Source organism: Synechococcus sp. MU1651 (assembly GCF_023630635.1).
GTDB lineage: Bacteria > Cyanobacteriota > Cyanobacteriia > PCC-6307 > Cyanobiaceae > Parasynechococcus.
Window position 1 is genome coordinate 412,020 of record NZ_JAKUHJ010000001.1, and the last position, 23,985, is coordinate 436,004.

General features: G+C 59.6%; 31 protein-coding genes. 16 read left to right on the top strand and 15 right to left on the bottom strand.

The window, feature by feature from the left end:
* Positions 1-62 precede the first annotated feature (62 nt).
* Positions 63-1,472 (bottom strand): pyridoxal phosphate-dependent decarboxylase family protein, encoded by a 1,410-nt coding sequence (locus NCN05_RS02415; protein WP_250396828.1) that lies wholly within the window; start codon positions 1,470-1,472, stop codon positions 63-65.
* Between the two features lie 40 nt (positions 1,473-1,512).
* On the opposite strand from NCN05_RS02415, the gene NCN05_RS02420 reads away from it, so the two are divergent.
* Positions 1,513-2,016 carry a nucleoside deaminase gene (locus NCN05_RS02420; protein WP_188022167.1) on the top strand — a complete coding sequence of 168 codons (504 nt, stop codon included), beginning with the start codon at positions 1,513-1,515 and terminating at the stop codon, positions 2,014-2,016.
* Here the strand turns inward: NCN05_RS02420 and NCN05_RS02425 are convergent.
* Positions 1,988-3,184 (bottom strand): pyridoxal-phosphate-dependent aminotransferase family protein, encoded by a 1,197-nt coding sequence (locus tag NCN05_RS02425; protein WP_186542228.1) that lies wholly within the window; start codon positions 3,182-3,184, stop codon positions 1,988-1,990. The genes NCN05_RS02420 and NCN05_RS02425 overlap by 29 nt on opposite strands.
* A 95-nt stretch (positions 3,185-3,279) precedes the next feature.
* Positions 3,280-3,804, bottom strand: a complete 525-nt coding sequence (locus NCN05_RS02430; RefSeq protein ID WP_115008950.1) for an allophycocyanin subunit beta — start codon at positions 3,802-3,804, stop codon at positions 3,280-3,282.
* A 206-nt stretch (positions 3,805-4,010) separates the two neighbouring features.
* Here NCN05_RS02430 and glnA point away from each other — a divergent pair, with 206 nt between their 5' ends.
* From glnA to NCN05_RS02445, 3 genes are all read left to right on the top strand, one after another.
* A complete protein-coding gene (glnA, locus tag NCN05_RS02435) occupies positions 4,011-5,432 on the top strand; it encodes a type I glutamate--ammonia ligase (protein ID WP_250396829.1) in 1,422 nt (473 codons plus the stop codon).
* Between the two features lie 114 nt (positions 5,433-5,546).
* Positions 5,547-6,620 (top strand): class I SAM-dependent methyltransferase, encoded by a 1,074-nt coding sequence (locus NCN05_RS02440; protein ID WP_250396911.1) that lies wholly within the window; start codon positions 5,547-5,549, stop codon positions 6,618-6,620.
* A 74-nt stretch (positions 6,621-6,694) separates the two neighbouring features.
* Positions 6,695-7,009, top strand: coding sequence for a copper-binding protein (locus tag NCN05_RS02445; RefSeq protein ID WP_114989051.1), 315 nt, complete (start codon positions 6,695-6,697; stop codon positions 7,007-7,009).
* Positions 7,010-7,022: 13 nt separating this feature from the next.
* Here NCN05_RS02445 and NCN05_RS02450 read toward each other — a convergent pair whose 3' ends face one another.
* Positions 7,023-7,292, bottom strand: coding sequence for a hypothetical protein (locus NCN05_RS02450; protein ID WP_250396830.1), 270 nt, complete (start codon positions 7,290-7,292; stop codon positions 7,023-7,025).
* Between the two features lie 49 nt (positions 7,293-7,341).
* Between NCN05_RS02450 and NCN05_RS02455 the strand changes: the two genes are divergently transcribed.
* The gene (locus NCN05_RS02455) at positions 7,342-7,596 is read left to right on the top strand and encodes a DUF6439 family protein (RefSeq protein ID WP_250396831.1); all 255 of its coding nucleotides are present in this window, start codon (positions 7,342-7,344) and stop codon (positions 7,594-7,596) included.
* Here NCN05_RS02455 and NCN05_RS02460 read toward each other — a convergent pair.
* Both NCN05_RS02460 and NCN05_RS02465 read right to left on the bottom strand, forming a co-directional pair.
* Positions 7,556-7,993, bottom strand: coding sequence for an ATP-binding protein (locus NCN05_RS02460; protein ID WP_250396832.1), 438 nt, complete (start codon positions 7,991-7,993; stop codon positions 7,556-7,558). The genes NCN05_RS02455 and NCN05_RS02460 overlap by 41 nt on opposite strands.
* A 53-nt stretch (positions 7,994-8,046) precedes the next feature.
* Positions 8,047-8,766 carry a GUN4 domain-containing protein gene (locus NCN05_RS02465; protein ID WP_250396833.1) on the bottom strand — a complete coding sequence of 240 codons (720 nt, stop codon included), beginning with the start codon at positions 8,764-8,766 and terminating at the stop codon, positions 8,047-8,049.
* A gap of 39 nt (positions 8,767-8,805) precedes the next feature.
* Between NCN05_RS02465 and mnmH the strand changes: the two genes are divergently transcribed.
* Genes mnmH through NCN05_RS02485 form a run of 4 tightly spaced genes read left to right on the top strand, consistent with a single transcriptional unit; the run spans position 8,806 to position 12,325 of the window.
* Positions 8,806-9,849: a tRNA 2-selenouridine(34) synthase MnmH gene (gene mnmH / locus NCN05_RS02470; protein ID WP_250396912.1), complete on the top strand. Its 1,044-nt coding sequence runs from the start codon at positions 8,806-8,808 to the stop codon at positions 9,847-9,849.
* Positions 9,850-9,879: 30 nt separating this feature from the next.
* Positions 9,880-10,263 (top strand): photosystem II reaction center protein Psb28, encoded by a 384-nt coding sequence (psb28, locus tag NCN05_RS02475; RefSeq protein ID WP_025362320.1) that lies wholly within the window; start codon positions 9,880-9,882, stop codon positions 10,261-10,263.
* Positions 10,260-11,339: an AI-2E family transporter gene (locus tag NCN05_RS02480; RefSeq protein ID WP_250396834.1), complete on the top strand. Its 1,080-nt coding sequence runs from the start codon at positions 10,260-10,262 to the stop codon at positions 11,337-11,339. The genes psb28 and NCN05_RS02480 overlap by 4 nt, the downstream gene beginning before the upstream one ends.
* A complete protein-coding gene (locus NCN05_RS02485) occupies positions 11,336-12,325 on the top strand; it encodes an AI-2E family transporter (RefSeq protein ID WP_250396835.1) in 990 nt (329 codons plus the stop codon). Before NCN05_RS02480 ends, NCN05_RS02485 begins: the two co-directional genes overlap by 4 nt.
* Positions 12,326-12,474: 149 nt before the next feature.
* On the opposite strand, the gene NCN05_RS02490 is transcribed toward NCN05_RS02485, so the two are convergent.
* The gene (locus NCN05_RS02490; RefSeq protein WP_115132528.1) at positions 12,475-12,654 is read right to left on the bottom strand and encodes a hypothetical protein; all 180 of its coding nucleotides are present in this window, start codon (positions 12,652-12,654) and stop codon (positions 12,475-12,477) included.
* A 129-nt stretch (positions 12,655-12,783) separates the two neighbouring features.
* On the opposite strand from NCN05_RS02490, the gene NCN05_RS02495 reads away from it, so the two are divergent.
* Positions 12,784-13,005, top strand: a complete 222-nt coding sequence (locus NCN05_RS02495; RefSeq protein WP_250396836.1) for a hypothetical protein — start codon at positions 12,784-12,786, stop codon at positions 13,003-13,005.
* On the opposite strand, the gene NCN05_RS02500 is transcribed toward NCN05_RS02495, so the two are convergent.
* From NCN05_RS02500 to NCN05_RS02535, 8 genes are all read right to left on the bottom strand, one after another.
* Entirely contained in the window at positions 13,002-13,223 is a 222-nt protein-coding gene (locus NCN05_RS02500; RefSeq protein WP_250396837.1) for a hypothetical protein, read from the bottom strand. The genes NCN05_RS02495 and NCN05_RS02500 overlap by 4 nt on opposite strands.
* Positions 13,216-14,205 carry a protein translocase subunit SecF gene (secF, locus tag NCN05_RS02505; RefSeq protein WP_250396838.1) on the bottom strand — a complete coding sequence of 330 codons (990 nt, stop codon included), beginning with the start codon at positions 14,203-14,205 and terminating at the stop codon, positions 13,216-13,218. The genes NCN05_RS02500 and secF overlap by 8 nt, the downstream gene beginning before the upstream one ends.
* A 3-nt stretch (positions 14,206-14,208) precedes the next feature.
* Entirely contained in the window at positions 14,209-15,690 is a 1,482-nt protein-coding gene (gene secD, locus NCN05_RS02510; RefSeq protein ID WP_250396839.1) for a protein translocase subunit SecD, read from the bottom strand.
* 5 nt (positions 15,691-15,695) lie between these two features.
* On the bottom strand, positions 15,696-16,679 hold the full coding sequence (locus NCN05_RS02515) for a pyruvate dehydrogenase complex E1 component subunit beta (protein WP_250396840.1): 984 nt from the start codon (positions 16,677-16,679) through the stop codon (positions 15,696-15,698).
* Between the two features lie 182 nt (positions 16,680-16,861).
* Positions 16,862-17,179: a DUF3082 domain-containing protein gene (locus NCN05_RS02520; RefSeq protein ID WP_114989036.1), complete on the bottom strand. Its 318-nt coding sequence runs from the start codon at positions 17,177-17,179 to the stop codon at positions 16,862-16,864.
* A complete protein-coding gene (gene ispE / locus NCN05_RS02525; RefSeq protein ID WP_250396841.1) occupies positions 17,176-18,099 on the bottom strand; it encodes a 4-(cytidine 5'-diphospho)-2-C-methyl-D-erythritol kinase in 924 nt (307 codons plus the stop codon). Before ispE ends, NCN05_RS02520 begins: the two co-directional genes overlap by 4 nt.
* 9 nt (positions 18,100-18,108) lie before the next feature.
* Entirely contained in the window at positions 18,109-18,933 is an 825-nt protein-coding gene (rsmA, locus tag NCN05_RS02530; protein WP_250396842.1) for a 16S rRNA (adenine(1518)-N(6)/adenine(1519)-N(6))-dimethyltransferase RsmA, read from the bottom strand.
* A gap of 14 nt (positions 18,934-18,947) precedes the next feature.
* Positions 18,948-19,310, bottom strand: coding sequence for a YraN family protein (locus tag NCN05_RS02535; RefSeq protein WP_250396843.1), 363 nt, complete (start codon positions 19,308-19,310; stop codon positions 18,948-18,950).
* A 78-nt stretch (positions 19,311-19,388) separates the two neighbouring features.
* Between NCN05_RS02535 and NCN05_RS02540 the strand changes: the two genes are divergently transcribed.
* The 6 genes from NCN05_RS02540 (at position 19,389) to NCN05_RS02565 (ending at position 23,959) form a co-directional block, all read left to right on the top strand.
* The gene (locus tag NCN05_RS02540; protein WP_115009256.1) at positions 19,389-19,874 is read left to right on the top strand and encodes a pentapeptide repeat-containing protein; all 486 of its coding nucleotides are present in this window, start codon (positions 19,389-19,391) and stop codon (positions 19,872-19,874) included.
* Between the two features lie 3 nt (positions 19,875-19,877).
* Positions 19,878-20,306: a hypothetical protein gene (locus NCN05_RS02545; RefSeq protein WP_250396844.1), complete on the top strand. Its 429-nt coding sequence runs from the start codon at positions 19,878-19,880 to the stop codon at positions 20,304-20,306.
* Complete coding sequence (locus NCN05_RS02550) at positions 20,303-20,737, top strand: 23S rRNA (pseudouridine(1915)-N(3))-methyltransferase RlmH (protein ID WP_250396845.1); 435 nt, start codon at positions 20,303-20,305, stop codon at positions 20,735-20,737. Before NCN05_RS02545 ends, NCN05_RS02550 begins: the two co-directional genes overlap by 4 nt.
* Positions 20,738-20,746: 9 nt before the next feature.
* Positions 20,747-21,061: a hypothetical protein gene (locus NCN05_RS02555; RefSeq protein WP_250396846.1), complete on the top strand. Its 315-nt coding sequence runs from the start codon at positions 20,747-20,749 to the stop codon at positions 21,059-21,061.
* A 699-nt stretch (positions 21,062-21,760) separates the two neighbouring features.
* Positions 21,761-23,083: a S1C family serine protease gene (locus NCN05_RS02560; protein WP_250396847.1), complete on the top strand. Its 1,323-nt coding sequence runs from the start codon at positions 21,761-21,763 to the stop codon at positions 23,081-23,083.
* Between the two features lie 531 nt (positions 23,084-23,614).
* Positions 23,615-23,959, top strand: a complete 345-nt coding sequence (locus NCN05_RS02565; protein WP_250396848.1) for a thermonuclease family protein — start codon at positions 23,615-23,617, stop codon at positions 23,957-23,959.
* Positions 23,960-23,985 lie beyond the last annotated feature (26 nt).

Sequence of the window (23,985 nt, forward strand, 5' to 3'; positions counted from 1 at the left end):
CAGCGTGAACCCTGCTGCTGTTCCGGCATCGGAGCGTCTCGAACGATGGCGATTGTGAACGATCAGGCTGGAGCCAGCGATTGATTCAGTCGTCCCGACAGGTCGCTGAGGTGCTGAGCCGTGGTGTGGGGGTTTCCAAAAACCGCCTTGAGGCAGAAACGGTCGCCGTAAAAGGGTCGCGACAGCATGTAGCCGTGAGACAGCAGCATTTGCCGGGTGTCTTCACTCCAACGGCCGGCTGCAGCAGCATCTCCATGTTTGGGATGAAAGGCCAGCAGGTGCAGGTCACCCGGCAGCAACGTGAACTTCTCCGGGTCCAATTGGGCTGCGAAGGCGGTTCGCCGTTGCAAAGCTCCGCTGAGCGTTGCTTCGATGCCCGCCTCGCCCAACTGGCGAAGGCCCAGCCAAAGCTTGAGGATCTCCGCAGGTCGGGTGCCTTGCAAGCCGATCTCCCCGCCATGATCCATCCCCTTTGGCACCTCCATGTAGGGCAATCCTGTTGAAAAGGCCTGACGCAGATGGGTTCGATCCCGAAGCAACAGCAGGGATGACGCCTTGGTGATGCCCAGCAATTTCTGGGGATTCAGCGTGATCGAATCGGCAGATTCCATGCCATCCATCAGAGAGGCATGGCGGGCCGTGAGGGCGAACACACCGCCGATGGCCGCATCAACGTGCAACCAGACCCCAGCATCACGGCAGAGGGTTGCCAGATCCGACAGAGGATCAATGGCTCCACGCACTGTGGTGCCGGCCGTGGCCACCACCGCCAGACAAGGCCGCCCCTCCGCTTGCAGAGCTCTCAAACGCTTGGCCAAAGCCTCGAGGCAAAGCCCACCATCCGCGGCCACGGGAAGCGTCTGAAGGGCATCATCCGCCAGCCCCATCACCTTTGCCGCCTTGTTGATCGAGACGTGAGCGTCTTGGCTGCATAGCAGCACAGGATCCCGATGGCTGGCCTTCAACGCCGCCCGTGCGGCCACCAGGGCCATGAGATTGCTCAGGGTCCCGCCGCTGGCCAGCACCCCTCCGGAACCGGCAGGCAAGCCAATCCTGTGGCAGAACCAGCGGCAGAGGTCATGTTCCAGGCCGGTCAGACCAGGCGAAAGCTCCTCGGCCAGGAGGTTGTTGTTGAGACCTGCACAGACCAATTCCGCTGCAATGGACGCGGTCAGCGGGGGCGGATCGAGATGGGCGAGAGCACCGGGATGGGACGGCTGATACGCCCCATCCATCACCTGCTGAAGATCACTGAGCAGCGATTCAACGCTGGCCCCATCAAGCCCTGGTGCCACGTCAGGCAAGGGCCGCATGACGGGGACCGGGCTTGATCGATCAGCGGAGCCGATCCAACGGCAGAGCAGATCCGAACTGCGATGCAGGAAGTTCCTCAGCACCGGGTCTTCGGCCGAGGGGATGGCGAACGGAGCAAGCCGATCCGGTGGGTGCTGAGACTCGGAACAGGCTTGCAACGGAGACCCGTGAACTGCACCGATCTTCGCGTCTCGTGGGATGGTGCTCAAAGGACAACGTGGAACAGCAGTGGATCAGCGGGATGAGTTCACTCGCTGGATGGATGTTCTGCTCCAGCGCGCGGAGGAGGCTGGAGCGGAAGGAGAAGTTCCGGTGGCAGCAGTGATCCTGGATGGACAGGGCCGAGCCATCGGTCATGGGCGGAACCGGCGCCAGAACGACAGGGATCCCCTCGGGCATGCCGAACTGGTGGCCTTGCAACAGGCAGCGATCGTTCAGAACGACTGGAGATTCAACAGTTGCACCCTGATCGTCACCCTCGAACCCTGCCCCATGTGTGCGGGGGCCCTGGTGCAGGCCCGCATGGGAACCGTGATTTTTGCGGCGTCAGATCCCAAGCGCGGTGGCCTGGGGGGAAGCCTTGACCTCTCCACCCATGCCAGTGCCCATCACCACATGAACGTGATTCAGGGCGTGCGCGAACCCGAGGCGAGGGAGCAGCTGGAACGCTGGTTCAGGCGGCGGCGGCGACGGAACCGCTGAAGCGAGGCAGCTCTGTCTCAAACAGGTTGAGCAGACGGTTCACGTTTTCAGGGGTGGAGTTGTAGCCCATCAGGCCGATGCGCCAGATTTTGCCGGCCAGGCTGCCGAGTCCACCACCAACTTCAATGCCGTGGTTGTTGAGCAGGTGCTGACTGAAGGCCTTGCCATCCACACCTTCAGGGATGCGAACTGTGGTGAGGGTGGGCAGTCGGCGCTCGGCCGGCACATGCATCGAAAGGCCGAGACTTTCCAGCCCGTTCCAGAGCATCTCCGCATTGCTGCGATGGCGTGCCCAGGCCTGGTCGAGACCTTCTTCAGCCAGGAGACGCAGGGCCTCACGCATGCCGAAATTCATGTTGACCGGCGCGGTGTGGTGATAGACGCGATCGCTGCCCCAGTACTGGTTCAACAAGGAAACATCCAGATACCAGTTGGGCACCTTGCCCTGACGGGCTGTCATCTTGGCCTCAGCACGGGGGCCCATGGTGAAGGGTCCGAGTCCGGGAGGGCAGCTCAGGCCCTTCTGGCTGCAGCTGTAGGCAAGATCGACTTTCCACTCATCGATGTAGAGCGGAACGCCCCCCAGAGAAGTGACGGTGTCGAGCAGCAGAAGGCAATCATGCTTCCGGCAGAGGTCGCCGATGCCCTCCATGGGTTGGCAGACACCCGTTGAGGTTTCGGCATGGACCATCGCCAAGATGGCGGGCTTGTGCTCAATCAGGGCAGCTTCCAGCTCATCGAGGGAAAACCACTCACCCCAGGGTTTTTCAATGGTTTTCACCTCAGCGCGATAGCGGCCGGCCATGTCAGCCAGACGCAGGCCGAAGTATCCCTTCACCGCCACCAAAACGGTGTCTCCAGGCTCGACGGTGTTGGCGATGGTTGCCTCCATGGCAGCACTGCCGGTGCCGCTCATCGGAAGCGTGAGGCGGTTGTCGGTCTGCCAGGCGTAACGCAGCAGTTCCTGCACTTCGCCCATCAGATCCACATAGAGAGGATCAAGGTGACCAATCGGGGTTCGCGACAGAGCCTTCAGAACTGTTGGATGGGCGTTGGAGGGGCCTGGTCCAAGCAGGAGGCGGTCGGGTGTGCCGATCGGTGCAAAGGCTTTGCGGTGACGATCGTCAACAGAGAGGAGTGAGTTCGTCGTCGCCAAAGCCCTGTTCATTGGTTCGAGTGTTGAGCCTACGCAGTCACGCCCCTTGGAAGGGGTGAGGGAGGCTTGATTGCAATCTGTTCAGGTCTTGCGTTGAGCGTGCTGGATCAGCGCTGGCGCACATTGGTTTCACCCAGGCCCTTGGCCAGGTGATCGAACGGCTGAAGAACGGTGGCGAGCTGATCGGATGCAGCACCGTTGGCCAGAAGCATCTCGGAAACAACCTCTCCCAGCAGAACGATGCTGCGGACCGTTGGGCCAGTGGGAACGCCGAGACTCTTGTAGGTGTCGTCGAGTCCGTTCAGCACACGCTCATTGAGGATCGTGCTGTCACCGGCCACCAGGGCGTAGCTGGCGTAACGCAGGAAATAGTCCATATCCCGCAGGCAGGCGGCGAGCCGACGGGTGGTGTAGGCGTTGCCGCCAGGCAGCAACAGGTCGGGTTCATCCCGGAACAGGCGCTGGCTGGCCTCACGCACAATCTCGGCCGAGGATCCGTTGATTAGCTCTACGGCCTGAATCCGCAGTGCAGATTCATCCAGATACACATTGATGCTGTCGATCGCCGGGCGGTCGAAATAGCGACCCAGCTGGTCGTAACGACCGATCAGACCGCTGATTGCATCGCGCATGTCCCTGAATCTCCAGAGGATCCCCAGCGGAAGCTAACACCGTTGAGGCGGGCAGATCCTTTGGCATGCCTGCATTTCAGCCAAGTTGACAGAAACGGTTACGCAGTCGCCTTCCAGCAGCTGAAACGTACCCCTTGATACAAAATGGTGTCTTGTGGCTGTATACGGTCACATCACTGCACAATTCAGTCGAGCAGTCCCTTCTTATGTCGAAATCCCCCCAGGACGTCCTGCGCCAGATCAAGGACGAAGGCATCGAACTGATCGACCTCAAATTCACCGATCTGCACGGCAAGTGGCAGCACCTGACGGTGTGCACCGATCTGCTGGAGGAAGAATCCTTCACGGAGGGCCTGGCTTTTGACGGCTCATCCATCCGCGGCTGGAAAGGCATCCAGGCCTCCGACATGGCCATGGTGCCGGACGCCAACACGGCCTGGGTGGACCCCTTCTACCGGCACAAAACCCTGAGCATGATCTGCTCGATTCAGGAGCCACGCACCGGCCAGCCCTACGAGCGCTGCCCCCGCGCCCTGGCCCAGCGGGCACTGAATCATCTGGCCAGCACCGGCCTGGCCGATATGGCCTTCTTCGGTCCTGAGCCGGAGTTCTTCCTCTTCGACGACGTCCGCTACAACTCGGCTGAAGGGGGTTCCTTCTACAGCGTCGACACGATCGAAGCGGGCTGGAACACCGGACGGATCGAAGAAGGCGGCAACCTCGCCTACAAGATTCAGGAGAAGGAGGGCTACTTCCCTGTCGCTCCCAACGACACCGCCCAGGACATCCGCTCCGAGATGCTCCTGCTGATGGGTCAGCTGGGCATTCCCACCGAGAAGCACCACCACGAGGTAGCAGGCGCGGGTCAGCACGAACTCGGCATGAAATTTGCTGAGCTGATCCAGGCCGCCGACAACGTGATGACTTACAAGTACGTCGTGCGCAACGTGGCCAGGAAGTACGGCAAAACGGCCACCTTCATGCCCAAGCCGGTCTTCAACGACAACGGCTCCGGCATGCACGTGCACCAGAGCCTCTGGAAAGGCGGTCAGCCCCTGTTCTTCGGCGAAGGCACCTACGCCAACCTCTCGCAGACGGCACGCTGGTACATCGGCGGCATCCTCAAGCACGCCCCCGCCTTCCTGGCCTTCACCAACCCCACCACCAACAGCTACAAGCGACTGGTGCCCGGTTTCGAAGCCCCGGTGAACCTCGTCTACTCCGAGGGCAACCGCTCTGCCGCCGTGCGGATCCCGCTCACCGGCCCGAGCCCGAAGGCCAAGCGCCTCGAGTTCCGCTCCGGCGATGCCCTCGCCAACCCCTATCTGGCCTTCAGCGCCATGATGATGGCTGGTCTGGACGGCATCAAGAACCAGATCGATCCCGGCGATGGCGAAGATCGCGACCTGTTCGAACTTCCGGCTGAAGAGCTCTCGAAGATCGCCACGGTCCCCGCATCCCTCAACGGTGCCCTGGAAGCGTTGAATGCTGATCGCGGCTTCCTCACCGCTGGCGGTGTGTTCAGCGACGACTTCATCGACAACTGGATCGACCTGAAGTACGAGGAGGTGCAGCAGCTGCGCCAGCGGCCTCACCCCCACGAATTCACCATGTACTACGACGCTTGATCAGCGCCCGTGCATCCCACGACCCGCCTCCAAGGAGGCGGGTTTTTTTGTGGACTGCTGGCCACGCGATTGTGCGCCTCATTCGTTGGAATGGGTTTGTTGTCTGAATCCGCGATGGCGTCAACGCCCCTGAGCAAGCTTGCGTACCAAACGCTTCAGCAAGGCAAAAGCATCGCGGGCCTGGCCCACAAGGAGCTGAGCACCAAGCTGATGGAGCTGTTGGCGCCAGATGCGGTGCCGAAAACCGAGCCCGTGTCCGCCGAAGTTCTTGGAGAGCTGCAGCTGGATATGAGGAAACTCCAGGAACAGGACTGGCAGGACGCCGAACAGGGGATCTACCCCGAGCAGTTGTTGTTTGATGCACCCTGGCTCGACTGGGTCAGCCGCTACCCGCAGGTTTGGATGGATCTTCCCTCCACCTGGGATCGACGCCGCGAGCGCAATGTGCGGGATCTGCCCAAGGAAACCGAAAAAGCGCTCTACCCCGAGTACTACCTCCAGAATTTTCACCATCAAACCGACGGCTACCTGAGTGACCATTCGGCTGGTCTTTACGACCTGCAGGTGGAGATCCTCTTCAATGGCACCGCCGATGCCATGCGACGCAGGGTTTTGGCTCCCCTGAAACGCGGCTTGAAGCACTTCGCAGACCGTGCTCCGGGTTCCCTCAAAATTCTCGATGTGGCTACCGGCACCGGCCGGACCCTGCAGCAGATCCGCGCCGCCGTTCCCCACGCGCAACTGATCGGAACCGATCTCTCCGAGTCGTACCTGCGTCAAGCCAACCGCTGGCTGAATGACGGCGATGCATCGCTGGTTCAGCTGATCCGTGCCAACGGGGAATCACTGCCCTTGGCTGATGAATCGGTTCAGGCCGTCACCAGTGTGTTCCTGCTGCACGAACTTCCGGCGGATGCCCGCCAGAACGTGCTCAACGAGGCCTGGCGGGTGCTTGAACCCGGTGGTGTGTTCGTGCTTGCCGACTCTGTGCAGATGGCCGATTCAGCCAAGTTCGCCTCCGTGATGGAGAATTTCAGGCGCGTCTTCCATGAGCCCTACTACCGCGACTACATCGGCGACGACATCGACACCCGCCTCTCAGCTGCAGGGTTCGAAGGCATCACCGCGGAAACCCACTTCATGACGCGGGTCTGGTCGGCACGCAAACCCATCCCAGAGGCCAGCTGAGGGGATTCCCTGACAGCGTCCCTTGCACGAACGGCTGCGAGCCATAGGGTGTGCTGAATCCCGAAGGGAACGTCATGACCAATCCCTTCAGGCTGCGTTGGCTTCAGGGCTGGACATTCCAGGTGGTGCTGATGGAAGGCCATGTGCAGGTCGAAGCCCATGGGTTCGGCATCTGCCTGCGCACGGCCGTGATGCCTGGGGAAAGCCCTCAGGCTGCAGCCGATCGTTTGGTGTTGTCTGAAGATCGCCGCAGGCGAGCCCTGCACAATGCCTGGCTTCGCGGTCAGGACATGGCACAGCCCGCGGGGGTTACACCCACGAAGGAATCAGCACCGGCCTCGAATTCGCTGGTGGTGGTTGGCCAAGCCCATCGCCAACGGGTGGCCTGATCTTCTGATGCGTTCAAAGCTGCGCCAGCAGCCAGGCCAAGGTAAAGCCGGCTCCACCGAAGCGTAAGGATCTCCAGAAGCGCTCTCTAGACACTGGGGAGAAGGTCCAGCCCACAGGCCGTTGCGTGATCAGATTCGCAGCAAGTTTGCGGCGCTGCAGCCATCGCCGCGCCGCAACACCCGACCGGGCATGGGCCTGACATTGCCCTTGCAACACCAGCCGTGAGGCATGGTGCAACCAACGCAGTTCACGAACGCGTCGTTGGCCTTTGCGCTGTTCCACGCCATTGCACCCACATCAACCGAAACTAGATCGATCTGATGATTCAGGGATGACTTCACCTGACGCCCCATGGCCCGACTCCGCTACAGCCAAGGCGGAAGAACTGCACCAGTTGCTCCGCATCGGCGATCGCGACTGGCATCAGCTGAAGAGCAACCGGCAGCGGCGTGGAGCTGAGTTACTAGCAGCAGCGATGGTGCAACTGCTCCGCCAAGGGGACAGCGCCGACGTGGAGAACCTGACCCAACAGGCACTGGGGTGGTTCAAAGGAAAGCTGAAGGATCCGGGCTGTCCGCGTCACTGACGGGCCGACGGCAGGCCAGCTGCAGGCGATTCCCCCGGCGGCTCCAGCGCACATCATCAAAACATTGATGGATCAGGAACAACCCACGCCCGCTGGGAGCATCGAGAGCCGGCGGCAGGGTGGCTGTGCGGGACTGTTGTGGGAGGCCGCAACCCTCATCCTGAACCTGCCAGACCATCCAGTTGGGCGTGAGGATGCGGCGAACACGGAGCTTCTTGGCGGGGTTCTCGGCATTGCCATGGCGAACGGCATTGACCAGGGCTTCATGCAACCCCAGCTCAATCCGCTGACTGGTGAGAACACAACCGACGGGCTCGGTCAGCAGCTCCAGCAGAGGAGCCAGCTGCAGGGTCGACGGCAAGGTGAACTCAGCCCAGCGAAACCTCTTGGACGGCACAGTGGGGCCCGTTGACGTCGGTGTTTCGAACTTACCGTTGATGGGAAGCCCCGTCAGGATCTGCGGGCCACAAGTGCCGGATGATTCAACAGGGAATCCATCAGGCGAACGCCACGGAGCTGGTTGATCAACGGCATGTGCCCTTCTGGAGCCTCGATCGACCAGGTGAAGGCACCGGGATAACGCGTCCAGACGCCATCACATTTCCAGCCAATCCGGGGCCAAAGGCGTTCGTAACGCCCATCGAGGGCTGACAGCAACTGGGACTGGGCTGTGAAGCCGAAGCGACCTTGGGAATAGACCGTCCAGAGGCGATCAAGACTGACCAGATCAACGCCTGACATCGGCGCAACTTCTGTGAAGTAGACGTAGCCCCGTTTCACGGCGGCATCACCGGCCAATTCACGCAGGCACTGGCTGGTGACGCGATCCGCCTCTTCAAAGTTCTGATCGAGCAGCTCCTGCTGCAGCGGTCCGTAATCCAGGCCAACCCCGGAATCAGTGGTCAACCAGCCTCGATCGGACGACGCGATGAGAGCGGTGACTGCATCGGGATGGTGTCGCTGCAATACCTGCAAGATCCAACCTGCAGCCCAGTCATCACCGGCGGGGTCAAAGCCAGAAAGAAGGTCTGGGCCCACCGCAGCCAACTCGTCGGCGCGGGTTTCGATCTGCTTGATCAGCGGACGTCGCTGGCGAGGTGTTCCCTTCGCGAAACGATCCAGCAGCTGATCAATGCTGAGTTTTGTGGCGGGTGTGGAACCGGAGAGCATGAGTGGCAACCGGCCCCAACTGGCTCGGTGTTGGCCACTATGTCAGGCATGGGCGAGACATGTTCAATCGAGATCCAGCAGCTTCGCGAGCTGAAAGGTCCACTGGTGGACGTTCGCAGCCCCAGCGAATTTGAAAAGGGGCACTGGCCCGGCGCCATCAACGTGCCGCTGTTCAACGATGAGGAACGTGCCGCGGTGGGCACCGCTTACAAGCAGCAGGGACGCACACCAGCAATTCACCTGGGGCTTGAACTCACCGGCCCCAAGCTCAGCAGCCTGGCGCGCCAATTGGAGAGCCTGCGTCAGCAGGGGGAACCACGCATCTACTGCTGGCGGGGCGGAATGCGCTCGGCCAGTGTGGCCTGGCTTGCCCAGCAGATCGATCTCAAGCCAAGGCTCCTTGAGGGGGGCTACAAGAGCTATCGGCGCTGGGCCCAGAGCCGCTTTGAGCAGATCTGGCCCCTTCGCGTGATGGGAGGCCGAACGGGAACAGGGAAAACCGATCTGCTGTTGGCCATGGCCGCGCGCGGTGCAGCCGTGGTTGATCTGGAAGGGCTGGCCAACCACCGCGGCAGCAGTTTCGGCGGTTTGGGTCTGCCGGATCAACCCAGCACCGAGCACTACGAAAACCAATTGGCTGAGGCCCTGGATCAACACCAACGCCGTGGGGCCACAGCCATCTGGTTGGAAGCGGAAAGCATCCAGGTGGGCCGCTGCCGCATTCCCAAGGCCCTTTTCGATCAGATGCAAGAGGCCCCTGTGCTGGAGATTCAGCGCGACCTCGGGGAACGGGTGCACCAATTGGTGCAGGTGTACGGCCACCAGGGGGGAGCCGCTCTGGCTGAGGCGACCGAACGTATCAGCCGTCGCCTGGGGCCCCAGCGCACCAAGGAAGCCCTGGAAGCGATTGCCAGGGAAGACTGGGCCACCGCCTGCCGCGCCACGCTCGATTACTACGACCGCTGTTACGACCATGAACTGGCACGATCGCCCAAACGCGACACGATCGATCTCTCAGGGCTCAGCGCTGATCAAGCCGCCGAGACCTTGATCGACGGCGGGTTTGTTGAAATCCCCGATTAGGATCGCCCCCATCGACGGTTCGAGAACGGCATGAGCAAAGCGGCGATTCAGTTCTTTCGGGGAGTCAACGAGCCGGTGGTGCCCGACATCCGTCTGACCCGCAGCCGCGACGGCCGCACCGGTCAAGCCACCTTCCGTTTCGAGCAGCCTGCTGCGATTGCTCCCGAAACCATGGGTGACATCACCGGAATGTGGATGGTGGATGAAGAAGGCGAAATGGTCACTCGCGAAGTGAATGGCAAATTCGTGAACGGCACAGCCAGTGCCCTTGAAGCCGTTTACTCATGGAAGTCCGAGCAGGACTTCGAGCGGTTCATGCGCTTCGCCCAGCGCTACGCCGATGCCAATGGCTTGGGTTATTCACAAAGCCAGGATTCCAATCAGACTGAAGGGGCCGACGACCAACAAGCTTGAGACTGCCCCAGTGGCTGTTATTGACAGCCTTCATTGCAGCCATCGTTCTGCTGTGGTCACTGCGTGAGCTGCTGCTGCTGATCTTCGCAGCAGTGGTTCTTGCCATGGCTCTATGCACTTTGGTGGGCATTCTTCGCGAGCGGCGGCCGATGCAAAGGCCCCTGGCCCTGTTGCTCTGCATCGTTGGGTTGTTGTTGTTGGTCGCCGGTGCGGCTGGTGTTGTTGTCCCCCCGTTTCTCGAGGAATTCGCACTGCTGTTGCAGAAGCTGCCCGAAGCGGGTCAGACCCTGGTGCGGCTGGGACTCGGTTGGATCGACAGCATCAGTGAGGCCATTTATGGGGCCGATGCATTCCCCGACCTGGATCAATTGGGCCTGAACGGTCCACGCCAACTTGTGCCCGACAGTTCATCCCTCGCCGCTGGTGTGGGCAATGGCTTGCTGGGTCTGCTCGGTTTGGCAGGCAACCTCGGCAACGGCGTCCTGCGGCTGTTGTTCGTGGTGGCGGTGGCTCTGATGATCAGCATTCAGCCCCAGGCCTATCGGAATGTTGGCCTGCAGTTGATTCCCTCCTTCTATCGACGCCGGGGGCGTCGCATCCTGGATAAGTGCGGTGCTGCCTTGAGCAGCTGGATGGTGGGTGTGCTGATCAGCTCCCTGGCTGTGTTTGTGCTTTGCAGCATTGCGTTAACGCTGTTGGGCGTGAAGCTCGTTCTGGCCAATGCACTTCTTGCAGGGCTGTTGAACGTGATCCCCAATGTGGGGCCAACCATGAGCACGATCTTCCCGATGGCGGTGGCTCTGTTGGATGCCCCCTGGAAGGCCGCTGCGGTGCTGGGTGCCTACGTGGTGATCCAGAACATCGAGAGTTACGTGATCACACCATCGGTGATGCACCACCAGGTGAAGCTGCTGCCCGGATTGACTCTGGCGGCTCAGTTCCTGTTCACACTCCTGTTTGGCCCCCTCGGCCTGCTGATGGCGCTGCCTTTGGCGGTGGTGCTGCAGGTGATCATCCGTGAAGTCGTGATCCACGATGTGTTGGATCGCTGGAAACGCCTGGAGCCGGTTCGATGACCGCCGGCACGTTTCTCATTGCACTCACCTTGGTGGTGCTGGTGCTGTTGCTCTGGCACCTGCGGTGGGTGCTACTGGTGCTCTTTGGCGCCGTGGTGGTGGCCATAGCCCTGGATGTGCTGATTGTTCAGGTTCAGAAGCGAACCCCACTGGAGCGTCCTCAGGCCCTGGCGGCCGTGCTGGGGATTTTGATCCTGGCCGGGGGGCTGCTGGGGCAACTGCTGGTGCCGGAACTGATCAGCCAGTTTCAGCAACTGGGACGGGATCTGCCGCAGTTGGTCAGCAAGGTGTCCGACCTGCTGAGCAGTGAGCCGCGCCTGGCGCAGCTGAATGACGCTTTGGGGGAGGGCCTCAATCTGAAAGGGCTTCAGCCGTTGCTGGGGTTCGCAGGAGGTGCAGCGAACTCGCTGATTCAACTGTTCTTGATGGTGCTGCTCGCGATCCTGCTGGCCTTGGATCCAAGCGCCCACCGGCGCATGGTGGTGGCCATGACGCCCCGACCAGCCCGGGAGCGGATGGAACACCTGCTCAACGAGTGCAGGCAAGCGTTGGGGGGGTGGCTCAGTGGCATGACCCTCTCCGCCACCACCGTTTTTCTGCTCACCTGGGGCGGCCTGTTGCTGCTGAAATCACCCCTTGCCCTGTTGAGCGCCCTGGTGTGCGGCCTGCTCACGTTCGTGCCGACCATCGGACCTACGGCGGCAACGCTACTGCCCACGGGATTGGCCCTGCTGCAGTCGCCGCAATTGATGCTGTCGGTGCTGGTGTTCCGGCTGGTGCTGCAGAACCTGGAGGCATTTCTGCTCACACCATTGCTGCTGCGCAAAACCGTGAATCTGCTGCCAACGGTGGCCTTAACGGCTCAGCTCAGCCTTGGCGCTCTACTCGGGCTTCCGGGCGTGCTGCTGGCCCTTCCTTTGGTGGTGGTGCTTCAGGTGTTGATGCAGCGGGTGGTGGTGCAGCAGATCATGGACCGCTGGGCCTGACAACGCCCTCGAAAGATGTAACCCACGGAACATCCTGTAGCAGGGGTCACACCTGAGACCCGCACTGTGTGAGTATTTTTGCGGAGTCGTGAGAACGACGCGTCGAGCCTTGGGACTCTTGGGAGAGGGTCCCATTTTTTTCGACCGCATCAGAGCAGGTGACGTTTCTTTTTTTCGCTCGAATCACGCTCCCGCTCAACCGCCTGCCAATAGGCCGCAGAGACCGCCACCTCTTGACCACGCTCAATCTTGTTCAAGCGCGTCTTCAGAGCTTCCACCTCAGCACGCAAGCCGAAGACCACCTCGCTGAGACCAGGATTCAACTCCATGGAACCTGAGCAACCAAAGATGTCGTAGCTCAGGCTTCCCAAGAACTGACGTTCGTTGCGATACCGAAAAAGCCACCTCCACGCCCTTCAATCCAATAGTGTGTCCAAGAGATCTTGAGACGAACAGGCTTGGACGTCATCTTCAATTTCTCCCGTTACGAGGAACTGAGGCAGGCCGTGATGCAGCTGGTTCGCGAGAATCTTGACCCCGATTTGCTGCAAGAGGAAGCCCACGATCTGTTCGAATCGTGGTGGGCCTCAACCCACAGCCAGGGGCGGTGGAACGCCGAGGTAAAACAACGCACCTGGGATTCGATCTGGCGGGAATTCGGCAACGGCCCCAAGCGCTAACCGAAACGACGCCAGAGAGAGCCGGAACCCAGCAAGACCACCACAGCAAGCTGATGATGCCGAATGGCATAACCAAGCCCTGTGATCGTGAACTGATCACTGAGCAGCAGAACTTCGGTGCGCAGATCAGCCAGAGCCAGCAGGATCAACAGAATTGGAAACCAACGGGCCGAAACAGCACGGCGTCTCCGCTCTGAATTACCGCTGAATTTAGTCACGGGAGCGGTCCCACAGCGTGAGCAACGAGGGCGCCAGGGCGATGCTCGACCAGGAACCAACAACAACACCGAGGGCGAGGGCGATGGCAAACCAATACAGCGTTGCTCCACCGAAAAACACGAGCGCCAAGAGAGGCAGCAGGGTGGTTCCGCTGGTGTAGAGCGTGCGGGTCAGGGTGGCGGACACCGCTTGATCCACCTGCACTGAAAGCGGCAGGTCGGCAGCATCCTTGCTGCGTTCACGGATGCGATCAAAGACCACCACCGTGTCGTTGACCGAATAACCAGCAATGGTAAGCAATGAAACCGCAAAGAGGCTGTCCACCTCCAGCTGGAACACAACCCCGAGCCAGGCAAAAACTCCACAGACGATCGCAACGTCATGGGCCAGCGCCACCAGAGCGAGAAACGCGTAGCGGCGGTCGTAGCGGAAGCTGATGTAGGCCGCAATACCGCTGAAGGCCACCAACAGAGAAATCAGACTGCTGCGCAGCAATTGTTTGCCCAGGCTCGGCCCGATCGTGTCGACCGATTGACCACCGGAGAGGAATGGCCCTGCAACGGATTCAACCGCCAGAATCACCGCTTGGCCCTGGGCAGCCGACAAGGTTGGTAGGCGCAGCAACAACGACTGACCGCCATCCAGAAGCTGAACCCGGGGAGCGCCCAGGTTGGGCAGAGGTTGACCCTCCTCCTGGGGCAGCTCCAGGCTGCGGATCACATCCGAAACCTGAATCGCCTTGAGCTCGGCGCAGGCGTCATCACAACGACGCTCCAGTTGAATCTGCGTGCCACCGGTGAAATCCAGGCCGGGACGGAGGGGAGCACGAATCGCAGGATCCAACCAGCTGAGCACCAGGCCCAACAGGCTGATCAGGACCACCAGACTAGAAACGAGCCACACCTTGCGGCGCATGCTGCTGAGGGACCAGCGCAATCTGAGGACCGTGGCCGCTTGTGCCGATGACGATGCTTCAGTCATGGTTCAGGCGGTGGGGGAAGGAAGTTGCCCGGTGGGCAGAAAATTGCTGGCACGACGCAGACCGGCGTAGCCCATCAGGAAACGAAGCAGGGTGCGGGTGCAGGTAAGGGCCGTGAACAAACTCAGCAGAACACCAATGCCCAGGGTCGCGGCAAAGCCCTTGACCAGGCCGGTGCCAAGGAAGAAGAGAGCTGCACAACTGATCAGCGTGGTCAGGTGACCATCGACGATCGATGAAAAGGCCTCGGAGAAGCCTGTATCGATCGAGCGGATCAAGGTGTTGCCCCGCCGCAATTCGTCCTTGATCCGTTCAAAGATCAGCACATTGGCATCCACGGCCATGCCGATCGAGAGGATGAAACCAGCGATTCCCGGCAGGGTGAGGGTGACCGGAATCAAGGCGTACACCGCCAGGTTGAACAGGGCATAGAGGCTGAGGGCTATCACAGCCACCGCCCCTGGCAGGCGATAGGCCACCACCATGAACACCGCCACCAGAGCCAGGCCCGAGAGGGCGGCCACCAGGCTTCGGCGGATGTTCTCTGCTCCGAGCGTGGGCCCGATGGTGCGGACCTCGATCACTTCAACGGGGAGGGGCAGGGAGCCGCCGCGGAGCTTCACCTCGAGCTCACGGGCCGTTTCCGCAGTGAAATTGCCGCTGATGGTGGCTGCACCACCAGAGATTCCAGCACTTTTGAACTGGGGGCCAACGCTGGCGGCACTGATCAGCTGATCATCCAGAGTGATGGCCAGCAACCGGTCGGTACCGGCAATCGATTTGGTGAGGTCAGCGAAGGCCTCAGCACCCTCACCATCGAAATTGAGGGTCACCTCCCAGCTGTTCGGGTTGTTCTGGAGCGGTTGACGGCCTGCCGTCACCAGCTGTTTGCCCGTCAGGGCTGCCGGCTCAAGCATCGTGAGCAGATCGGCATTAACCTTCTTCAGAAGCTGGCGGAGCTGCTCCTCTTCCGAGCTGGCCTGCCCATCCAGACCCAGGGTCTGCTGGGTTGACTTCAGCTGAGTCAGATCCAGAGGCTCCGGGGTCTCACCACGGCGGATCTGATCTTCACGCAACCTGAGGATCGCTTCCACCTGGGAACGGAGCTGCCTCAGACCTCGGAACTCTGCTTCGGTGTCGGCCTTTTGGGCACGAAACTCCAACAGGGCTGTGTCGCCGAGAACCCGCGCAGCAGCGGTGGGATCCTGCTCACCTGGGAGCTGCAACACGAGTTGCGACTCACCCACCGTCTGAAGGGTGGACTCAGCCACACCAAGACCGTTGATCCGTCGATCGAGCACGGCTTTCACCGCTTCCATCTCTTCGGCACCAACCCGGGTGATTTCTCCAGCTGGCTTCACCTCAACGGTGAGCTGACTGCCGCCCCGCAGATCGAGGCCCAGTTCCAGCGGCGTCCGAACCAAAAACATCCCGGCGGCGATCACCAGGGCAAGAACAAGGGCAAACCAACCCTGATAACGAGCCATCAACGTCAGATGCCCTTGTTGACCAACGCCTGCGCCGCCTCAACGATCTGATGCGGCTGAATGATCGTGAGGTTCTCGAGAGAACCGTTGTAGGGGGTGGGGATGTCCTGACTGGAAAGACGCACAGGCCGGGCATCCAGATCGTCGAAGCACTGCTCGGTGATCAGCGCAATCAACTCGGCCCCGATGCCGCCGGTCTTCATGCATTCCTCCACCACGATCACCTTGTTGGTCTTGCGGATGGAGCGGCTGATCGTGTCCATGTCGAAGGGCTTGAGGCTGATCAGATCGATCAGCTCAACGCTCACCCCCTCTGCCTCCAGTTGCTCCACAGCCTTGAGACAGTGGTGACGCATCCGGGAGTAGGTGAGGATCGTCACATCGGTACCTTCTTTCACCAGATCCGCCTGGTCGAGGGCACAGGTGTAGTCGCCTTCGGGGAGCTCCTCACTGAGGTTGTAGAGCAGAACGTGCTCGAAGAAGAGCACGGGGTTGTTGTCGCGAATCGCGGCCTTCATCAGGCCTTTGGCATTGGTGGGCGTGCTGCAGGCCACGATCTTGATGCCGGGGACGGCATGGAAGTAGGCCTCCAGCCGTTGGCTGTGCTCAGCGCCAAGCTGACGACCCACACCGCCGGGGCCGCGCACCACGGTGGGAATGGTGAAGTTGCCGCCGCTCGTGTAGCGGAGCATCCCCATGTTGTTGGAGATCTGGTTGAAGGCCAGGAGCAGGAAGCCCATGTTCATGCCCTCAACGATCGGCCGGAGACCGGTCATCGCGGCACCAACCGCCATTCCGGTGAAGCCGTTCTCAGCAATCGGGGTATCGAGCACCCTGAGATCGCCGTATTTCTCCGCCAGATCCTTGGTGACCTTGTAACTACCGCCGTAGTGACCGACGTCCTCCCCCATCACGCAGACGTGGGGGTCTCTCCCCATCTCCTCGTCGATGGCTTCCCGGAGGGCGTTGAAGAGAAGTGTTCCTGCCACGGCGTCACAGTGATCCCGGCCAATCCGGGTGGTGAGGCCAAGCTATCTCAGTCAGCGCAGGGTCAACCGCCCGCCGCGAAGGTGAACAACAACAAAACGGAAAGCAGCATGGCCGGAGACAGCAGCAACGCCAGCTGGCCGAGGTCGTGGGGCGTCATCCAAACCCTGGCAATGAGCGGACGCTAGGCAGGGTTCTGATCGCGAGCCGTAAAGAGACTGCGAAGAAACACCAGGGTCAGGCCAAGGGCCACAAAACCCGTGCTGAAGGTGGCCAAGAAGGACAAACCCACCAGAAGGGTCTTCAGGGTGACAGCGATGTTCTGGGCAATCGGCGAGCTGTAGTGCGGGGGATGAACGGCGAAATACACCACCATCCGCCGACTCAGGCCCAGGGCTAGCCAGGCCAACAGCCCGGCCGTCAGCGCTCCGGAAAGAAAACTCAGCGGACCTTTGCGCGGATCCTGTGGTTCGGGGCTCTCTGGTGTGGGGACATCAGTCATGCCTCGATCCTCACGCCATCGCTGCGAAGGGCGCAAGACCAGGCCTTCAGGCCGGCGCGGTCCAGCTGGGGAGTGAGCTGATCCTGCGCCTGGCGACATGACGCCAGATCGGAGAACAGCGCGAAACAACTGGGTCCAGAACCACTCATGGCCACCGCCAGGCTTTCGTGAACGCTGTTCAACAGATCGAGCGCCGAACGCACCGCAGCTGTTTCAGGAGCAACCACCTCCTGCAGGTCATTGCGCAGGGGAGGTGGCAGCTCGCTGCGCAATGGCTGGAGCCAATCAACGCTGCGCAAGGCTTGCCGGCGTTGTTCAAAAGCCGCCTCATCAGCGAGGTAGTGGGATTGATTGAGCTCACGGCAACGCTTGTAGGCCCAGGGCGTTGAAACGCTCACCGTGGGGTCTTTGACCAAGAGCACGGCCAGGGGTTGAGGCGTTGGTGGCACAGCTTCCAGTTGTTCGCCTCGCCCGAAGCAGAGCTGACATCCTCCGGCCACACAGAAGGGCATGTCTGAACCGAGCTCAGCGGCCATTCGCTCCAGATCCGCGGGGCTGTGGCCCAAGCCCCACAAAGCATTCAGACCAACCAGTGCCGCGGCGCCGTCGCTGGAGCCACCAGCCAGGCCAGCACCGATGGGGATGCGCTTCTCGAGATGAATGGACGCCCCCAATTCACTGAAACCCGAACGGTCCCGCAGCAACTGGGCCGCCCGGAGGATCAGGTTGTCGTCGCCGACGCTGAGGCTGGCGTCATCGCAGGTGAGGCTGAGTTGTGCATCAGCGGTGTTCTGAAAGCTCAGGCGATCCGCCAAGTCGATGCTCTGCATCACCATGGCCAGCTCATGGAAACCGTCCGAGCGCAGCCCCAGGACCTCCAGGTGCAGGTTGACTTTGGCCGGGGCCGTCACCGTGATCATGGTGGTTGTTCAGTCGCCCCGATTCAAACCCCTGGCCAGGGCGACCCAGGTGGCGGGCGCGAGTTCCTGGGGGCGTTGCTGCAGGCTGAAACCCGAGGAGGCCGCCAGCTCCTTCAAGCGGTCTGGCTCAGCCACACCCGCCAGGGTGTTGCGCAACATCTTGCGCCGCGCCAGAAACGCCTGCCTCAACAGCGATTCCACCCGAGCGGCCAGAGCCGGCTCCACCCGCTCCGCGGCCGGCAGGGGCTCCAGGCAGATTACTTCCGATTGCACCTTTGGCGGCGGCTGGAAACAGCGCGGCGGCACCGGACACACCGAACGGCACCGGGCCAGCAGCTGCATGCGCACACTCAGGGCGCTGAAACTGCTGTGGCCGGGTCGGGCACGAATCCGCTCCGCGACTTCCTTCTGCACCAGCAACACAAGCCGTTGGTAGGGCGGATCCACCGGCCGGTCCAGTCGGCCCACCAACCGCTCCAGCAGTGGGCCAGTGATGTTGTAAGGAATGTTGGCCACCACCTTGTCGGCGATGCGGCCATCACTCAATTCCAGTGGGGCTTCAAGAACATCGCCCTGATGGAGGCTGAACCCAGGCTGAGCCTCAAAACGTTCCTGAAGACCATCCACCAGATCGCGGTCGAGCTCAATCGCATGCACCTCCTTCAGCCCCGCGGCCAGCAGACGCTCGGTTAATGCCCCGCGACCGGGACCCACCTCCAACACCCGATCGGTCGACTGCAGGTCAGCAGCCTCGATGATTCGTTGCAGCACGGATTCGTCCCGCAACCAGTGCTGACCAAAACGCTTGCGGGCGCGATGTCCGGAGAAACCCATCGGTCAACTGTGCATCAGCACAGCCGCTCCACATCAATCCAGCGAATCGTTCGGCGGGACGTCATCAAGGGAACGAGGGCCAGCTTGACCCGGAGCAGGTGCTCAGCGGATGCCGGATGCACAGCTCTCCAGCAACTGATCGCGCGGGCCATGCGGCGCCGTTTGGCGGAATGAAAGGCATCAAGGCCATGGCGGTCCCGATGCCCCGTGCGACGGCCCTTCACCTCCACCACCAGCAGCTGCTGCTGCCGCTCCAGCACCAGATCGAGCTCGCCCCAGCGGCAGTGCCAGCTGCGGTCCAGCAACCGCCATCCCTGCGCTTCCAGCTGCTGCAAGGCCTGCTGCTCCGCCCAGCCACCGCTGCATTGAGACCCCACCGGCTTGAACCCTTACGTCTTGGTTCAAACCATTCCCCCCTGGAACGGTTCTAGGGTTCGGCAGTGATGGTTCCGATCATGGGCAGACGCTTCACGGCCGTACTGATCTCTCTGGTGGTGTTCACATGCCAGTGGCTGATGCCGGCTCCGGCCCACGCCGCGATGGATGTGGCCAAACAGGTGCTGATCGGTGCCGACTATTCCAACAAGGACCTGCGGGGGGCCACCTTCAACCTCAGCAACCTGCGCGAAGCCAACCTGTCCGGGTCTGATCTGCGGGGAGCCAGCCTCTACGGCGCCAAGCTGCAGGATGCCGACCTCAGCGGCACCGACCTGCGCGAAGCCACCCTGGACGCCGCTGTGATGACAGGCACCAACCTTGAGGATGCTGTGCTGGAGGGGGCTTTTGCCTTCAACACCCGCTTCAGCGATGTGTTGATCACGGGGGCTGACTTCACCGACGTTCCCATGCGCGGGGACCAACTCAAAAGCCTCTGCGCCGTTGCCGACGGAACGAATTCCGTCACGGGCCGCAGCACCCGTGAAAGTCTCGGTTGCGCCTGAACCATGAGTTTTGATCCCCGCAGCCTCGAGCGCCTGCGTGAGTTGGGGCGTCAACTCCCTGCACGCCTGCCGGAACCGGAGAAGCCTGCGTCAGCTCCCAAAGCCAGCCAGGTGCGCCATCGCGTTGAAACGGAGAAGAACCCCGAGGAGCTCTTCCGGGAACTGATGAAGGCCAGCCAGGACGGCACCGTTCCTGAGCACCTCATGGACCGCCTCAAACAGTTGGAGGCCCAACGCAAACCATCGGCCCAACCATCGCCGTTCAACGACAACGACACCACCCCAGCCCTTGCCGCACCAGCGCGCAGCCAACCCGGACCGGGAAAAAACACCCAGCCGAAACGGCCGAAGGTGGACCCGGGCAGCGAGGAAGAAAGCCTCTACGTGGCTTTCGGGCAGCTGCTGCTCGAGGATGAGGGAGACGACGTTTGAACCCGGCCCGTTGCCGGATTCTTGCGGTGGGCAAAGTGCGTCGTGGCTGGATTCAGGACGGCATTGACCTCTACCTCAAACGCCTGCCTGGGTTGACCATCAGCGAACTGCGCGACAGCAATCCAGACAAGGAAGCCGATGCCATCAGAGCGGCCCTGCGACCCGACGAAACCCTGATTGCATTGATGGAACAGGGCGACACTCTGGCGTCGGTTCCCTTCGCGCGACGACTCGAGCAATTCGGCAACCAACGGCTGGCCTTCGTGATCGGTGGGGCCGACGGTCTGACGGCTGAGCTCAAGGCACAGGCCCAATGGCGCCTGAGCCTTTCACCGATGACCTTCCCCCACGAACTGGCCCGGCTGATGCTCGTGGAACAACTGTTCCGAGCCCAGGCGATTGTTCAAGGCAGCCCTTATCACCGTGCCTAGGGTTCGGCGATGGCCGCTGATCTCTCAGCCACGACCATGCTGCACATCATCGACAACCTTCTGCCCGCCAGCGCCCTTCAGGACCTACGCGACCTCTGTGACATCCACGGGCGACTCAAGGAGGAACACGACGGTGATGCTCAATTCAGCTGGCGACCCGAAACCGGTTCTCCCCGCTCGATTCACACAGCCGCTCAGCAAGCCGTCGTCGATCACTACCTCGACGAGGCCCTGCTCCCTCTGGCAACACCGTTCGCACCCCAGCGGGCCGGAGTCGAGTGGTGGTGCAACACCAACAACTGGACACCCTGTAAATTGGCATAAAATCAAGTCATAGCTTGATTCCTAATCAAATAAAGGCACTTGGTATTTGCTTGGTATGGATGCAGCTGGCATCCACGGCTCACTTGCAACAGTGGACAGATCGCAAGATTCCGAGATTGAGGTCTCTAGTCAGTTGATGAATGGCGTGTGATGACTGATAAGGGTTATGAACTGAGATGAGACTTGACTGCTGAGGTGGTGGTCCTGGCTCGGGTGATCTGCCTTTGATTTGCCGGCGGATCGCCCTATCCAATAGTTGCGACCCTCAGGAGTTGGTGTCCGCACAACAACGACCGGTGAGTGACAACAGTCGATCTCAGCCGCAGTTGGTATCAACTCAGCAAATGGTTGGTATCCAGCAGGGCTAGACCTCTGTCTCTGCCTGCTTTGTGGTCATGTTGAGCCCTCTGAGGAGCTGTGGCAAGACGTAAGTCCTTTGATTGCTGCATGGCCAGCCAGGAGGGCTATGAGCCCTTACAAGGCCATACAGCCGCGTCTCGCTGGACGGCGGAGGGGTACCGGGGGAGGTTTGCGGCCATGTCTATACGTAAAAGTGGTTCAGAAATTTCTATTGGAATTTCACCCATGAACTACTTATACAATTATTTTGAATTTACTGCATAAATAATTTGATGAGGCTAGGGTGAAATAAGAAGTGATTTAATCGTGAAAAGATCTCTCCTAATCATTGCTACATTGTTGCCACTGTTGAACTTAATCAATGCGCCAAATGCTTTGACGGAAGAAGAATGTGTAGAACGCAGAAATCCTGCTGATCCATTTGAGGAAGAATGCGAAAATAAAAAAGTGGTTGAGCAATATGATCCCGAAACACAGCTTGATGTTGTTGAATATAAAAGTGATTTAGACTGGAAAGTCGCCAAACCAAAGCTCCCTTGGTCAAAAATCGTCAAACTTAAATCTGAGCTTGATAGCGGCTATGACTTAATGGTTTTTGATAGAGACTATACAGATAGTTTTAGTACAGGAGCGAAGCAGGGTGTAGTCACTAGATGGTCAATTGATAGCGTGCAAGGCATTACTTACACAGCTGGAGGGTGCGGCTTCTGGACATGTACTTATGAGCGCTCTGTAGTCAATCAACTACCACCTTCAATTGAATTATTTGTAGGCAGCGATAGCTATAAACTCTATGGTGATGACGGATTGTTCTACCTGCCCGAGCCATTCATTAATTCAATTAAGAATGCATCGGAGCTGACAAAAGTGAATTTGAAATTTAAAACATCATCTGGTGGCTATGGTGTGGCACCGCTCGGTCCAGAGACAATTCAGTCCCTCAAGCGTCTTTATAACAAAGCAATTCCGACATGGGAGAAACCGAAAGTAAATATATCCTTGCAGTCGGTGAATAAAAACAAGCTTGATGTTGAAGACATTGCATCCCAATCATTGCCATCAATAGTAATGCTTAAAAATGATAGAAGTACTGGAAGTGGTTTTATTCTGGGAAAAGATACTGTGTTGACGAATAGGCATGTCGTAAGCGGCAGGGATCCAAGATTTTTGATTACTTCTCCTTCAGGAGTCAAAAGCGAGGGAGAGGTCGTATATATAGATAGAAAACTAGATTTTGCAATAGTAAGATCGACCGGGATTAATCGTTCATCACCACTACCACTGTGTTATCGCAGCTACCCATTCCCAGGTCAATCTGTTGTGGCATTAGGGTCTCCACTTGGGTTAGCTGGCACTGTCACTACTGGAATTGTCAGTGCAGTGCGATCACCTCAAACGAGTGGTGATTTAAAGGGTGTTGCGCCAAACTACATTACGCTTATTCAGACTGACGCTGCAATCAGTCCTGGAAATAGTGGCGGACCACTCTTAAATAATAGGGGTGAGGTCATTGGAGTGAATACCTGGAATTTAGGAGCTCGAGGAGGAGCTCAAAATATTAACTTTGCAATATCCATTGTCGATATTCTCAAAGCACTCGAAGTACAGGCTCCTCAATACTCACCTAATCTCAACAAGTGTGGGAATCCAATTAAAGATTGATTTCATTTATCTATAAATCGAAAACAAATCACTCTCACCTAAATGGTTCATCCAAGCCATGGCTTTGCTTGCTGTTGCTGGGATGACGATTCCGTTAATTGCGGGAGTCGCTGGATTCCTCAAGGATGAGTTAAGGAGACCTGCTGCTGTCGAGAGGACTAGTTAATAGCATTTGCGACTGATGAAAGCTTAAAAATCTATCGCGCTAGATCTATTATCTAGCATGCTTTTTAATGCACTATTATTTGCAAACTAACTTTCTATCTCCTCCAAATGCCTGAGCCACGTGATCAAGTATTTGAAGTAAGACTGACCAAGGCAGAGGTGTCATGGCTTGATCGTATTAGGAAACTCAAGAAGCACCGCGAGCCTGATGTCAGCTCAATGCTTCAGAAGCTAACTGAGAAGGCTGTGGAGATTCCGCCAGTGAGGGTCCCGTATCACCAGCAGGCGAAGGAATGGCTCGCTTCAAACCCTCCGTCATGGGAGGACATACGCGGAGCTTTGGACAACATATGAGCGCCATCACCGATGCTCTTGGCTGCTCTTGCATCCGTTGTGATCGCCTCCTGCTACGACGGGGATACCTGCACCACCACAACAGGTGAACGGGTTCGACTCGCCTGTATCGACACTCCTGAACTCAGCGGGAAGAGAGCTGAGCCGGTAGCAGCCAGCGCTGCTCGAGACCATCTAAGAGGTCTAGTGGTGGGCGAAGGGGTGGGAATCCGACGGATCACCGAAGATCGCTTCGGACGAACGGTGGCAGAGCTTTTCCTTGGAAAGAGGAACGTTCAGGAAGAGATGGTCGGTACCGGTCACGCTGAGGTTTATCCGCGATACGCGCATCAATGTCCGTGGACTGAGGGGTGGTAATGGGACCTGACTCATGAGGTGGGTCG

Excerpts from the sequence above, each read along its gene's own strand:
- NCN05_RS02420 (WP_188022167.1), top strand. The coding sequence starts at position 1,513 with ATGGTGCTCAAAGGACAACGTGGAACAGCAGTGGATCAGCGGGATGAG.
- NCN05_RS02425 (WP_186542228.1), bottom strand. The coding sequence starts at position 3,184 with ATGAACAGGGCTTTGGCGACGACGAACTCACTCCTCTCTGTTGACGAT.
- NCN05_RS02430 (WP_115008950.1), bottom strand. The coding sequence starts at position 3,804 with ATGCGCGATGCAATCAGCGGTCTGATCGGTCGTTACGACCAGCTGGGT.
- glnA (WP_250396829.1), top strand. The coding sequence starts at position 4,011 with ATGTCGAAATCCCCCCAGGACGTCCTGCGCCAGATCAAGGACGAAGGC.
- NCN05_RS02440 (WP_250396911.1), top strand. The coding sequence starts at position 5,547 with ATGGCGTCAACGCCCCTGAGCAAGCTTGCGTACCAAACGCTTCAGCAA.
- NCN05_RS02445 (WP_114989051.1), top strand. The coding sequence starts at position 6,695 with ATGACCAATCCCTTCAGGCTGCGTTGGCTTCAGGGCTGGACATTCCAG.
- NCN05_RS02455 (WP_250396831.1), top strand. The coding sequence starts at position 7,342 with ATGACTTCACCTGACGCCCCATGGCCCGACTCCGCTACAGCCAAGGCG.
- NCN05_RS02465 (WP_250396833.1), bottom strand. The coding sequence starts at position 8,766 with ATGCTCTCCGGTTCCACACCCGCCACAAAACTCAGCATTGATCAGCTG.
- mnmH (WP_250396912.1), top strand. The coding sequence starts at position 8,806 with ATGTCAGGCATGGGCGAGACATGTTCAATCGAGATCCAGCAGCTTCGC.
- psb28 (WP_025362320.1), top strand. The coding sequence starts at position 9,880 with ATGAGCAAAGCGGCGATTCAGTTCTTTCGGGGAGTCAACGAGCCGGTG.
- NCN05_RS02485 (WP_250396835.1), top strand. The coding sequence starts at position 11,336 with ATGACCGCCGGCACGTTTCTCATTGCACTCACCTTGGTGGTGCTGGTG.
- NCN05_RS02490 (WP_115132528.1), bottom strand. The coding sequence starts at position 12,654 with ATGGAGTTGAATCCTGGTCTCAGCGAGGTGGTCTTCGGCTTGCGTGCT.
- secF (WP_250396838.1), bottom strand. The coding sequence starts at position 14,205 with ATGACTGAAGCATCGTCATCGGCACAAGCGGCCACGGTCCTCAGATTG.
- secD (WP_250396839.1), bottom strand. The coding sequence starts at position 15,690 with ATGGCTCGTTATCAGGGTTGGTTTGCCCTTGTTCTTGCCCTGGTGATC.
- NCN05_RS02520 (WP_114989036.1), bottom strand. The coding sequence starts at position 17,179 with ATGACTGATGTCCCCACACCAGAGAGCCCCGAACCACAGGATCCGCGC.
- ispE (WP_250396841.1), bottom strand. The coding sequence starts at position 18,099 with ATGATCACGGTGACGGCCCCGGCCAAAGTCAACCTGCACCTGGAGGTC.
- rsmA (WP_250396842.1), bottom strand. The coding sequence starts at position 18,933 with ATGGGTTTCTCCGGACATCGCGCCCGCAAGCGTTTTGGTCAGCACTGG.
- NCN05_RS02540 (WP_115009256.1), top strand. The coding sequence starts at position 19,389 with ATGGGCAGACGCTTCACGGCCGTACTGATCTCTCTGGTGGTGTTCACA.
- NCN05_RS02545 (WP_250396844.1), top strand. The coding sequence starts at position 19,878 with ATGAGTTTTGATCCCCGCAGCCTCGAGCGCCTGCGTGAGTTGGGGCGT.
- NCN05_RS02555 (WP_250396846.1), top strand. The coding sequence starts at position 20,747 with ATGGCCGCTGATCTCTCAGCCACGACCATGCTGCACATCATCGACAAC.
- NCN05_RS02565 (WP_250396848.1), top strand. The coding sequence starts at position 23,615 with ATGCTCTTGGCTGCTCTTGCATCCGTTGTGATCGCCTCCTGCTACGAC.